Raw genomic sequence first — 11,863 nt, 5'->3', positions numbered from 1 at the left:
GCATAGATCAGCCGTAGTTGGCGGTAATGCAGCTCCTGCATAACTCATGCAGCGCCCGCACCCGGGCTAACCACTCACCGCGATGGACTGGTTGCTTGAAGTGGCCGCACCTACTCCGGGAGGCCGCTCATGGAAGTGCACCAGCTCACTCTCGCCGTACCCGCAATGCCCGCCGCAGCGACCGCCCTCCGGCACCAGGCCGTGGACGCCATAGCGGGCTGGGACGCGGGGCTGGGCACCGAGGTGATGCACACGGCCGAACTCGTGATCAGCGAGCTCGTCACCAACGCGGTCCAGTACGCCGACACCGGATCGGTCTCGCTCGCGGTGTGTCTCGACGAGGACGTCCTGCGGATCGAGGTCTGCGACGCGAGCCCGGTGCTGCCGCAGCCCGGCCTGCCCGATGCGGACAGCGAAGGCGGCCGGGGTCTGTTCCTCGTCGCCGCTCTCGCCGACCGGTACGGCGCCGAACCTGCGGAGGGCGGCAAGCGCTGCTGGGTCGAGATCGACCTGACCACCAGACCGAACCAGGAAATCGCCTTCGCCTTTCCCCTGCAGAGGAGTTGATGATGACGACCACCCGCGCCCCTGGCGTGGCCGCCGAGGTGATCGCCGTACGCCCCGGACCGCCGCTCGCCGGCACCGTACGCGTCGACGGCTCCAAGAACGCCGCTCTACCGCTTCTGGCCGCCGCGTCGGCTCTCGGCCGCTCTGTTCGGCTGAGCAACGTCCCGGACAGCACGGACGTCCGGATCATGCTCGCTCTGCTGCAACAGGGGGGCTGGCATGTCGCGCAGCCTCTGGGCGAGCCCACCACCGCGGTGATCCTGCCCACGGAGGTACGCCGGGGACTACCCGACCTGGCGCAGGCCGCCCGCATCCGCGCCTCCTACTACCTCGTCCCCGCGCTGCTCGCGCGTTACGGCCAAGCGCGGCTGCCCTGGCCGGGCGGCTGCCGTATCGGCGCCCGCGGAATGGAGCTGCACTTCAAGGTGTACGAGGCGTTCGGCGACCGGAGCGAGCAGGACAGCTCCGGATACCGCGTGGAGGCCGTCACGCCTCACACCGGCACCGTCTCACTCGTGCTGCCCTTCCGCTCGCGCGGTGCGACCGTGGCCGCGACGCTGCGCGCCCTCACAACCAACCGGCCCCTGCAGCTGGGCCAGCCCAACCTTTCGCCGGAAGTCCTGAGCGTGCTCGACGCCCTCAGCTCCGTGGGCTGGGAGACCCGCGCCAGCGAGCATCTACTCACCCTTTCGCCGCCGTCCTTGCCGCCGACTGACGCCGCTGTCTGGGCGGTGCCCGGCGACAAGATCGAGGCGGCCACACTGGCCTGCGCGATCGCCGCGACACGCGGTACCGCCCGCATCGCCGACGTGCAGGGCAAGGACGTAGGCCCGTTCGTGGCGGCCCTTCACTGGCTCGGTATCCCCGCCGACGCGGAGCCGGACTTTTTTTGCGTGAACGCCCAGGAGGCACACCCCACCGGTCACCCTCTCAGGGCCATCGCCTCCCTCAGCCCAACCGGCCTGGACGCCGACTTCGAACCACCGCTCATGGCGCTCGCCCTCGGGCTCCCTGGCACCCACCTGTTCGCCGACGCCATCAACCCCGGCCGCCACGGCAACCTGCTGCCCCAGCTGGCCCGCCTGGGCGCCGAGATCGACGAGATCTCCCCGACCGAATGCCGCCTGACCGGCCCCCAGCAGCTGACGGGCGCTGGTGTGGAAGCCACCGACATCCGCACAGGCTCCGCCCTCATGGTCGCCGGCCTCACCGCCCGAGGCATCACCACCATCGGCGGCCTCGACCAGCTGCGCCGCGGCCACGCCGACCTTTCCGGCAAGCTGCGCACCCTGGGCGCCGACATCTGTGAGGTCACGCCATGAGCGCCGGCGTTCGACTTCTGAGCCAGATCGTTGCCACGACCGACGTCCACTCCGCCTTCGACGACGCCGCACCGTTCCTGACCCACCTCCACGCTCTCCGGCCCACCTCGCTCATCGTGGACTGCGGCGACTTCTTCGAAGGCAGCGGCTACTACCGACTCGCTCACGGCACGATCGAGCGGGAGATCCTGCTCAAGCTCTACGACGTACTGGCTCCCGGAAACCACGGCTGGTCCCACCACTTCGAACCCGACCTCCATCGACGCACTGTCTGCGCCAACGCCGTCGATGCCGACACCGGCGACGCGCTCTTCCGCCGCCTCTACATCGCCGACATCAGTGACCGGCGCGTCGGTGTAACCGCCGTGATCGGCCGGCAAGCCTTCCACTCGATCCCCGTCGCCCAGCGAGCCGGCCACTGCGTCACCGATCCCGTCCAGGCCCTGCGCGAGCTGAGGCTCGCCCACCACCACGAGGTGGACAGCTGGGTCCTGCTCAGCCACTCCTCCTTCGAGGAGGACCGCAAACTCGCGGCGGCCTGCCCCTTCCTCGACGTGATCTTCGCCGGGCACTGCCACAGCGAGCAGTACGGGCCGGTCCGCGTCGGCGACACCCTCGTCGTCAAGGGCCGCGAACTCGCCCACGGCTATGCGATCGCCACGCCCGTGGGCACGGGATGGGGCGCGGGCACCACATGCTTCCCGGATCGGGCCCCGAGCGCCGTTCCCACAGAACTTGTGCGCCTTCACTCCCACATCGAGGACATCAAGCAGCAGCTGACCAGCGTCCTCGGCACGATCAGACCGGGCTACCGTCACCAGACCCTCGACCGGCGCGGCTTGCTCCTGGACCTCACCGCCCGCCTGCACACAGCGCTCGGCGCGGACGCGGTCATCCTCAACGAGACTGCGTTGCGCTCCGCCCCACTGGGCGAGACCCTCACCCAGGGCGACCTGCTCTCCATCGAGCCGTTCGCCAACCAACTGGTGCACGCCCACCTGCCAGCGCCGGACCGCAGCGACCTCCGTGGCCTCCTGTCGCGTCTGACCGCCCAGACCGGCCCGCTCGTCACGGCCCCCGATCCCCTGCCGGACGCCATCACCACCGTGCTGACCACGGACTACCTCGCCGACACCTACCTCGGCGAGCGCACGCACGAGGCCGGTCTGCGTCTGGACCAGGCCGTCCAGCACGTCCTCACCGCTCGGTTCCCTGACACTGCGGATGGAGGCAACTAATGATCCTCACCGGTCCCGAGATCACCGCTGCCGCTCACGACGGTCGCCTCCGCATCACCCCGTTCGCCGCCGACCAGGTCAACCCCAACAGCTACAACGTGCGTCTGGGGCCGACCCTGATCACCTACACCGGCATGGTCCTGGACGCCCACCGTCCCAACCCGACCCGCGAAATCGCCCTCGGGCCGGATGGGCAGGTTCTCCAGCCTGAGGAGCTCTACCTCGGCCACACCCTCGAGGAGGTCGGCTCCGACACCTTCGTCCCGCTGCTGTTCGGCCGCTCCTCCGTCGGCCGGCTCGGACTGTTCGTCGAGATCACCGCGCCCATCGGCGACATCGGATTCCACGGTCAGTGGACGCTCATGCTCAACCCGATCCGACCACTGCGGGTGTACCCGGGCATGAAGATCGGGCAGATCATGTTCTTCGTCGCCACCGGCGCCATCGACCTCTACCGGGGCAAGTACCAGGCCGCAACGGGCCCACAGCCCTCCGCCTACTGGCGTGACATCGCCCGACTTCGGGCGGTGGCATCGTGATCCTCACCGGGCCCGCCATCGCCGCCGCGGTCCAGGCCGGCGAGATCACCATCGACCCGTACGAGCCCAGCCGTCTCTCTCCCAACGCCTACGACTGGCGGCTCGGCGACACGATCCGCATCTGCGACAGCGACGTCCTCGACGCCGCAGCGCCCACCGCGTACACCGAGCAGCCCATCCCCGACGCCGGTCTGGTGCTGCGCCCTGGCCTGTTGTACCTGGGCATCACGCTGGAGCGGACCGGCTCGGAGACGTACGCGCAAATGCTGAACGGCGACCGCACCACCGGCTCCCTGGGCGTCTGGGTCCACGTGTCGGCCCCGCTCGGTCACCAAGGTCACGCGATCCGCTGGACGCTGGAGATGCGCGCCGCCCGACCGGTGCGCGTGTATCCGGGCATGACCTTCGGCAAGCTCCTCTTCCTCACCCCATTCGGCGCCCCAGCCAGCTACCAGCAGCAGTCCGCCAAGTACGCGGCCACAGATGGCATCGACATCTCCCGCCTTTACGAAGAGATCCGTGGAGGAGTCCGGTGAACTCCCCTTCGGCCGGCGGCCCTCTGGCTGTCACCTTCCTGGATCTCCCTGCGGGAAGCCCTGGCGGCAGCGTCGAACTCTTCCTCGATCTCTACACCGGAGACCAACCCCTCATCCCGGCCCGCGCCTTCATGCTGACATCACCTGGCACCCGGCCCCGGCTCCCGGCCGGACTCAGTCTGCTGCCCGTCGCCGGCAAGTGCCTGGAAGGCATCGCATTCGCTCGCTACGTCCAAGCGCTGCGCAAGGCCCTCGCCGCCGCTGTCGACCCGGCGCAAGTCGGCGTCCTGCATCTACAGCACCTCACCTTCGGTGCCACCCCAGCGCTGATTCGAGCACTGCCCCTACCTCCCCGCATCGCGCTGGTTCACGGCACCGACCTGCTCTTCGCCGAATCCCACCGGGACCAGCTCCAGGTGCTGCGCGAAACCGCCAGGACAGCGGACGCCATCGTGGTGCCCACCGGCGCGATGGCCGACCGCCTCATCAAACTCGCCCCCCAGGTCGAGCGCCGCAAGATCACTCATATCCCCTGGGGCGTTCCCGACCACCTGCTCACCGCGCCACCACGACGGCCGAGCCGCACTGCGCCCAGTCATCTGCGTCTGCTCTACGCAGGACGCCTGACCGTTGAGAAAGGCGGCGAAGCACTGATCAAGAGCCTCGCCCCCGTGCAGGGCGTCGAGCTGAGCATCGCCGCGCCCTGCTCCCAGTTCCTGGCGCTGGCCCCACTACTGCAACGAGCCGGCGTGCGCGTCCGATACCTTGGCTGGCTCCGCCGCCCACAGCTGTGGAAAGCCTTCGCCGAGCACGACGTGCTGGTCGTACCGTCCACCACCCTGGAGGCAATGGGCCTGGTCGCCCTGGAGGCCCAAGCCTGCGGACTGCCCGTCCTCTACCAACCGGTACCCGGCCTCAGCGAAGCCCTCGCCGCCTCGGGTATGGCCACCGACTTCACTCGCTCCGCCGCTCTGGCCCGCGACCTCGACCGTCTGCGCACCTCCCCCAGCATCCTGGCCGCCTTACAACAGGCGGGGTACGCCAACGCGGCGCGCTATCCCCTCTCGGCGACCGCACGAGCCCTCACCGATCTCGGCCGCCAGCTCACCTGAACCGCATTCCGTCCGACCAGTCCGACACGTCACTACCCGGCCAGGCCCGCGAATCTCACTACGCTGACCGGCGGGATGCCCCGGCGAAGAGGGAGACCATGACGTACGACAGCGACCGCATCGAAGCACTGCTGGACGAAGGCGTCCGCGACAAGGTGTACCCCGGCGCCGTGTGGGCCGTCGGCGACGCCACCGGCATCCACTCCCAAGGCGCCACCGGCGTCCTCGATCCCGACGAGCCGGACGTGCCAATGCGCTCCGACACCGTCTTCGATGCCGCCAGCCTCACCAAGATCCTCGCCGTGTGGTCATCCATCGGCGCCCTGTGGGAGGACTGCGCCCTCGACCTCGACCAGCCGCTCGGCGCCTTCTGGCCCGAGGTCACCGGCCATCCGCTCGGCGCCGTGACCGCCCGACAGTTGCTGACCCACACGGCCGGCGTCCCACTGCGAGCCCAGCTGAAGAACCTCTACGGCACCGATCCGGCCGACATCCGCCGCGGCGTACTGCACGAGCAACTCCACCGGCCACCCGGCGAAGCGGTCGAGTACACCGACCGGGCCGCCCTCATCCTCGGCTACCTTGCCGAACATCTCTCCGGCCAGCCCTTGGACCAACTGGCCACGGTCCGCACCTGGCACCCACTGGGCATGAAGTTCACCCGCTTCGGCCCACTGCCCGCCGACATCGCGGCCCGTTGCGCACCGACCGAACTCGACCAGGACACCGACACCCACCTCAAGGGAGTCGCGCACGACTTCTCGGCCCGCCTCCTGGGCGGCGTCTGCGGCATCGCCGGCGTCTTCACCGTCCTCGACGACCTCGCCACCCTCCTGCGCTACATGCTCGCCGCTGCCACACCCCGCTTCCGCGCTGGTTTCGGCTCAGAGTGGACCACCTGCTCGCTGACGATCCAGACCGGTGAACTCCAGCCTTCGCGTGGCCTCTTCTGGCATCCCGCTCCGGGCACCACCACCGAACAGGACGTCTGGGTTCACTACGGGTTCACCGGCACAGGCATGTGGGTCTCGCCCGCAAAAGGCCGCTGGGCGGTACTCCTGACCAACAAGCTCTACTACACCCGCGACCGCGCGCCACTGACCGACGTCCGCAACGCCTTCCGAGAACTCGCCTTCAGATAAGGAAGCCTGGGGCGCTGCATCCTCACACCCCAGGGAGTTCAGGTGAATGACCGGCAGCCCAGCCAGCGCATGCGAGACCTCGGCGTCGTCCAGCACGGCGCCGGTGGCTTTGTTCACCGGTCTCGCGGACAGAGCCACCGGCAGACAGGCCGGGCCTGGGCATACGAGTAAGACGTCATCTCGTTTGGTAGGTCTGCGGTAGCAGATGAGGGACACACGATGGCGGTGAAGGCGAGAATCTGTCCCGCCGTGTCGCATGTACAGATAGCGTGCATGGCCATGGGTGAGCTGATATTGATCAGGCACGGCCAGACCGAGTGGAGCCTGTCGGGCCAGCATGCTGGACGCACCGACATTCCGCTGACCGAGGCGGGTGAGGCCGCAGCCAAGGCGCTCGCTCCGAGGCTGGCCCCACGCCGGCTGGTCGCCGTGTTCAGCAGCCCGCTGTGCCGCGCTATGCGGACGGCCGAGCTGGCCGGCCTGACCGGCGTCAAGCCCGATCCCGACCTGGTGGAGTGGGACTACGGCGGCTATGAGGGGCTGACGGCCGCGCAGATCCGTAAGACTCGGCCAGGCTGGGATCTGTGGCGAGACGGCGTCATTCCCGGCGACGCCGACCATCCTGGCGAGCGGCTCCAGCAGGTCGCCGCGCGCACGGACGCGGTGCTGGAGCGGATCCGGCCGCTGTTGAGCGACGGGGACGTCGCCGTCGTCGCTCACGGCCATTTGGCGCGGGTGCTCACCGTGCGCTGGGTTGGCCTCGGCGCGTCCGCCAGCCGACTGCTCGGCCACCCGCATCCAGGCACTCTCAGCGTCCTGGCCACCGAAGATGGGGAGCCCGTCATCTCCGCCTGGAACGCCCCGTAACGGCAGCCCGCCGTCTCACGTCTGCCGCGAGAGGCGCCGATAGCAGATGAGGGCAGCGGCGATGCCGGCGAAGCCCAGGAAGTACTCCGCTTTGCGCTCGTAGCGACGGTGCAGTCGACGGCATCCGGCGAGCCACGACACCGTGCGCTCTACGGTCCAGCGGTGGCGGCCCAGCCTGGTGGAGGACTCGATGCCCTTGCGGGCGATGCGGTGGGGGATGCGCGCTTGCGCAGCCAGCGGCGCAGGTAGTCGTAGTCGTAGCCCTTGTCGGCGTGCAGCTTGGCCGGGCGTCTGCGGCGCGGGGCGCGCCTTGAGTGGATCGGCGAGATGCCCTTCACCAGCGGCTGGAGGGCCTGGCTGTCGTGCAGGTTCGCACCGGAGATGCCCAGCGACAGGGGCAGACCGGTACGCTCGGTGATCAAGTGGATCTTCGAGCCGTACTTACCCCGGTCCACCGGATTCGGACCTGTCAGCTCCCCCTTTTCAAGGCCCGCATGTTCACCGAGTCGATCGCGCACGGTGACCAGTCCAACTGCCCACGGCTGCCGAGCTCGTCGAGGACCAGGCGGTGGAGCTTCGCCCACACCCGGGCCTTGCTCCACTCGGAGAAACCGCTGCAACGGGCAGGAGATCGCCACCGGTGCCCCCTTCACGGAGATCCGGACCACCGCAGAGACCCACAGCGACCTCCTCGACGAGCTGTGGTCAGCGCTGCCGCCCCAACTCCACATTGCTGCAGCCGTCTTCACTCCCGGGGACTTGGCGAGTTCCGACATCCGGCAAGCCTCACGCACTCACATCTGATCTTCCTCTCTGAGCGTCACGCCCGCAGGTGCGGTCAGGCGGTCGTGGGCGGGTCGGTGGGCAGGTCTTCCGCATGCTCGCCGGTGACGAGGTAGACGACGCGTTGGGCCACGGCCACGGCATGGTCGGCGAAGCGTTCGTAGTAGCGGCCGACGAGCGTGGCGTCCACGGCCGTCTCGACGCCGTGGTGCCAACGGTCGTCCATGAGGTGCTGGAAGATCGTGCGGTGCAGTTCGTCCATGCGGTCGTCGTCCTTCTCCAGCTGGAGTGCCGCATCAACGTCATGGGTGATGAGCACCTCGGCGGCCTGCGCCATGAGGCGCTGCGCGAGCTGGCCCATCTCCAGGATCGTACGGCGCAGGTCACGTGGAACCGCCTGCTCGGGATAGCGCAGCCGGGCCAGCTTGGCCACATGCTGGGCCAGGTCTCCCGACCGTTCCAGGTCGGCGCTCATCCGCAGTGAGGTGACCACGATCCGCAGGTCGGTCGCGACCGGCTGCTGCCTGGCCAGCAGGGCGATCGCCCGGTCTTCCAGGTCACGCTGGAGGTCGTCGACCTTCGCGTCCCCTGCGATCACGTCCTCGGCCACCTTCAGGTCAGCGTCGAGGAGAGCGGTGGTGGCCCGGCCGATGGCGGAGCCGACCAGGTGTGCCATCTCCACCAGGCCCTCACTGATCGCGTCCAACTCTTCGTGATAAGCCTCTCGCATCGCGTCCTCACCATCCGGTTGTGTCCGTCAGCCTCCACCGTCTGTCAGGTTTACACACATCGTTGCGCAGGCGGCGGCCACCGGGAGTTCCCGGCTGGATCACATACGTCGGACGACCCAGGGCAACAGGAACCACAGGCTGACGAAGATCGCTGTGGTCACGGTCGTGATGAAGATGGCTGCCGTACCGCCCAGGACGACGTCCATCAGCAGGAGAACGGCGCCGTTGAGCGCCAGCACCAGAAGGGCCAGGCCGATCTGCGCGTGCCGGGCAGACAGGGCAACGATGCGAGGCTTCACCCCTCGGTGGAACAGGCCGCGGTGCAAAGCGACGGGGGTGGCAAGGACCGCGGAGGTGACAACGGTCAGTAGCAGTGTCATCACGTAGGTGTCGCGCTGGAAGGCATCGAGTTGCGGGAAACGGCTGGTGAACGCCAGTCCCAGGAGGAAGGCGAAGAGGATCTGCACGCCGGTCTGGACGACGCGCAGTTCCTGAAGGAGCTCGGCAAGGTTGCGGTCGGCCCGCTCCTCGGGCGTTTCGTGGCGGGGCGTCTGCGGCTGCTGTCCTGACTCTTTCGACATGGCCTTCACTGTCCGCTCGGCTTCAGGGTCACGCCACGACCGGCGGAGTACGTGTCGGGCCCGGGTACTGCCTGCGCCGCTTCTCGGAACATGTCCCCGGCCTGCATGGCAGCCGTCGCGTAGCCGTCCTTCCTGCCTACGGGCTCTTTTCCCAGGGAGTGTGAAACGCCCACGGCCCGCTGCCGGGGGGTGCAGCGCGCCGTTTGCGGGCGTCGCACAAACGGCCGCCCGGATGTCCCGCCTCAGATGGCATGCGCAGTTCAGGAGCTTGCGCCGAACCTGCTCGTGTGGGTGACGCGCCCGTGATGGCGGTGTCGGTCGATGTCGGGCTCGCGGCGGAGCGCGACGAGAGCCACGTCGTCGTCAAGGCGTCCACGGGTGTAGGCAAGCAGGTCGCGCCGGATGTGGTGCAACAGCGATTCCGGGCCGGTCTCCCTCCACTGGGCGGCCCGTGTCTCGAAGGGGTAGAAGTCGCCGTCGGCGTCGCGAGCTTCGATGACGCCATCGGTATAGAGCAGGAGCGTGTCACCGGGCTCGAAGGCGAGTACATCGATCTTGTATTCCTCCGTCCCCAGCTTCCCGATCCCCAGCGGTGGCGCGGGGTGCAGGCTGGGCACGATGAGGGAACTGTTAGGGCTGAGCACCAGGGGCGGGGGGTGCCCGCAGCTGACGATCCGGGTGATGGGGTCGTCGTCGGGGAGTTCCAGAAGCAAGGCGGTGGCGAAGCGTTCGCCGGCCTCCTCGGCCGGCTCGAAGTCGGCCAGGTAGCGAGTGACGCTCCGTTCCAGGGAAGCGGCCAGATCGGGCAGGGAGGTGTGCTGGTGGGCGGCTTCGCGGAAGGCCCCGAGCAGGAGGGCGGCCTCGCCGATGGCGGACAGCCCCTTGCCGCGCACATCGCCGATCATGATGCGCACACCACCGATGATGCGGGCGGCCGCGTAGAGGTCACCTCCGATCTGCGCCTCGTCCTCGGCGGCCAGGTACAGGCAGGCGATCCGCAGGGGACCGATCCGCTCAGGCAGCGGCCACAACAGGACGTGCTGCGCGGCCTCAGCGACCGACCGCACCTGGGCCAGCTGGCGTCGGGACCGTTCCCGCACCACGCAGAAGAACACGATCATCGCTGACAGCACTGCCAGGGCGAGGATCTGCACCAGAACATTACGAGTGGACAGCACGCCGAAGTGCCAGCCGATGTACGCCTGTGCCGTCACAGCCAGGAACCCGATCAGCCCCGTCAGCCATGGGCCGGCGAAGGAGGCGGTGATCGCAGGGGCGATGACCAGGAGCGGGCCGAGATGGATGTCCGCCGGGACCAACTGGTCCACCGCTGTGATCACCACGATGAGCACGAGCGGGATCACAAGCAGCGCATGACTCGACTGCCACAGCTGCCGCACACCAGCCAAGCCATGCCCGGCCTCCACACCGTCCAGATTGCCACCGCCCAAGGCAGCTGACGAACGAAGACTGGGACAGGAGCAGCGACGGCACTCCTGGTGCCATGAGCTCCCTGATCAGAGGATCCAGCCTCGTCTGCGTGACGGCCGTCGCCCCGAATCGCAAGCGCGACTTGGCCAGAGGCCGGACCGGGTGGGCCGCTGACTGCCTCAGCGGGCCTCGGGGCAGAACGCATGCAGCACACATGAGGCCGGGAAGCCCCGTGAACACGTGAGAACTACGGAGGGGTGTTTTCCCAGGCCAGACACGCTGCAGTCGACGTTTCCGCAGGTCACAGCCCCCTCTAGATAAAACTCCTAAAGCGGGTGTCGCAGGTTCGAATCCTGCCGGGGGCACCAGGGATAGGCCCCGGACCGATCTTGGTCCGGGGCCTTTGACATCCAGTTTTGACATCAACGCGGGCGGTCACTGACGACCGGGGCGCTTCCGCAGCAGCCGATCCATGTGGCTCATGGCCTCGCGCTGTGTGTCCTGGACGACGTGGGTGTAGACGTCCATGGTGATGCTGATCTGGGAGTGGCCAAGGATCTCCATCACGACGCGGGGCGCGACTCCGGCCGCCGTGAGGAGCGTGGCCGTGCCGTGGCGATGACGAAGGCCCGGCCTCGCATCTGAAGCCGGGCCTCATGCATGCTCAATCGCATGAGCGCCTACAGCAGCGATCTGGACCTGAACGTCAGCGACACCACCGGCAACGGCGTCGAGGTAGACGTAGCAACGAACCTGCTGAACGGCACCGTGCGACTGTCAGTGCTGTGGACCCAGGAGATCTACCTGTACCCCGACGACGCCGAACGGGTAGCCCAGTCACTGCTACGAGCTGCCGAACACGGCCGCCACATCGCAGAGGCTCGAAGCTCAGGAACTGATCAATCCACCCGCCCCAGCCTGTCGAGTCTCAGTTGATGGTTGACGGGTTGGCGTCGGGTGATGCTTGACGTCTGTCCTAGACGATCTTCCGGCGGTTGTGTTCGCCGGACTTGC

Annotated in this window: 12 protein-coding genes and 2 pseudogenes; 9 read left to right on the top strand and 5 right to left on the bottom strand. The window is 68.2% G+C overall.

All coding sequences use genetic code 11. From position 1 onward, the window contains the following. The first annotated feature begins 129 nt into the window (after positions 1 to 129). The 8 genes from ACWCQS_RS24760 to ACWCQS_RS24725 all read left to right on the top strand — a co-directional run bounded on the left by ACWCQS_RS24760 (position 130) and on the right by ACWCQS_RS24725 (position 7,323). Positions 130 to 567 carry an ATP-binding protein gene (locus tag ACWCQS_RS24760; RefSeq protein ID WP_451006477.1) on the top strand — a complete coding sequence of 146 codons (438 nt, stop codon included), beginning with the start codon at positions 130 to 132 and terminating at the stop codon, positions 565 to 567. Positions 568 to 569: 2 nt separating this feature from the next. Then, positions 570 to 1,889, top strand: a complete 1,320-nt coding sequence (locus tag ACWCQS_RS24755; RefSeq protein ID WP_451006674.1) for a UDP-N-acetylglucosamine 1-carboxyvinyltransferase — start codon at positions 570 to 572, stop codon at positions 1,887 to 1,889. Then, positions 1,886 to 3,127, top strand: coding sequence for a metallophosphoesterase (locus ACWCQS_RS24750; protein ID WP_451006476.1), 1,242 nt, complete (start codon positions 1,886 to 1,888; stop codon positions 3,125 to 3,127). The genes ACWCQS_RS24755 and ACWCQS_RS24750 overlap by 4 nt, the downstream gene beginning before the upstream one ends. Further along, complete coding sequence (gene dcd / locus ACWCQS_RS24745; RefSeq protein WP_451006475.1) at positions 3,127 to 3,666, top strand: dCTP deaminase; 540 nt, start codon at positions 3,127 to 3,129, stop codon at positions 3,664 to 3,666. The genes ACWCQS_RS24750 and dcd overlap by 1 nt, the downstream gene beginning before the upstream one ends. Continuing rightward, complete coding sequence (locus tag ACWCQS_RS24740; RefSeq protein ID WP_451006474.1) at positions 3,663 to 4,202, top strand: dCTP deaminase; 540 nt, start codon at positions 3,663 to 3,665, stop codon at positions 4,200 to 4,202. The genes dcd and ACWCQS_RS24740 overlap by 4 nt, the downstream gene beginning before the upstream one ends. Continuing rightward, a complete protein-coding gene (locus ACWCQS_RS24735; RefSeq protein ID WP_451006473.1) occupies positions 4,199 to 5,314 on the top strand; it encodes a glycosyltransferase family 4 protein in 1,116 nt (371 codons plus the stop codon). Before ACWCQS_RS24740 ends, ACWCQS_RS24735 begins: the two co-directional genes overlap by 4 nt. Before the next feature lie 98 nt (positions 5,315 to 5,412). Next, the gene (locus ACWCQS_RS24730; RefSeq protein WP_451006472.1) at positions 5,413 to 6,456 is read left to right on the top strand and encodes a serine hydrolase domain-containing protein; all 1,044 of its coding nucleotides are present in this window, start codon (positions 5,413 to 5,415) and stop codon (positions 6,454 to 6,456) included. Positions 6,457 to 6,735: 279 nt separating this feature from the next. Further along, a complete protein-coding gene (locus tag ACWCQS_RS24725) occupies positions 6,736 to 7,323 on the top strand; it encodes a histidine phosphatase family protein (protein WP_451006471.1) in 588 nt (195 codons plus the stop codon). Between the two features lie 15 nt (positions 7,324 to 7,338). On the opposite strand, the pseudogene ACWCQS_RS24720 reads toward ACWCQS_RS24725, so the two are convergent. The 5 genes and pseudogenes from ACWCQS_RS24720 to ACWCQS_RS24700 form a co-directional block, all read right to left on the bottom strand. After that, positions 7,339 to 7,933 (bottom strand): annotated as a pseudogene (locus ACWCQS_RS24720) (IS5 family transposase); the annotation flags it as partial. A 228-nt stretch (positions 7,934 to 8,161) separates the two neighbouring features. After that, a complete protein-coding gene (phoU, locus tag ACWCQS_RS24715; protein WP_451006470.1) occupies positions 8,162 to 8,836 on the bottom strand; it encodes a phosphate signaling complex protein PhoU in 675 nt (224 codons plus the stop codon). A 99-nt stretch (positions 8,837 to 8,935) separates the two neighbouring features. Then, positions 8,936 to 9,418: a DUF6328 family protein gene (locus ACWCQS_RS24710; protein WP_451006673.1), complete on the bottom strand. Its 483-nt coding sequence runs from the start codon at positions 9,416 to 9,418 to the stop codon at positions 8,936 to 8,938. A gap of 260 nt (positions 9,419 to 9,678) precedes the next feature. Then, positions 9,679 to 10,827, bottom strand: coding sequence for a PP2C family protein-serine/threonine phosphatase (locus ACWCQS_RS24705; protein ID WP_451006469.1), 1,149 nt, complete (start codon positions 10,825 to 10,827; stop codon positions 9,679 to 9,681). A gap of 457 nt (positions 10,828 to 11,284) precedes the next feature. After that, a pseudogene (locus tag ACWCQS_RS24700) lies at positions 11,285 to 11,467 on the bottom strand (tyrosine-type recombinase/integrase); the annotation flags it as partial. A gap of 54 nt (positions 11,468 to 11,521) precedes the next feature. Between ACWCQS_RS24700 and ACWCQS_RS24695 the strand changes: the two are divergent. Continuing rightward, positions 11,522 to 11,785 (top strand): hypothetical protein, encoded by a 264-nt coding sequence (locus ACWCQS_RS24695; RefSeq protein WP_451006468.1) that lies wholly within the window; start codon positions 11,522 to 11,524, stop codon positions 11,783 to 11,785. The last annotated feature ends 78 nt before the right edge of the window (positions 11,786 to 11,863 follow it).

This window comes from Streptomyces sp. NPDC002076 (assembly GCF_053593835.1).
The sequence above is the reverse complement of the archived record's forward strand: the minus strand, read 5'-3'. Positions and strand labels throughout refer to the sequence as shown.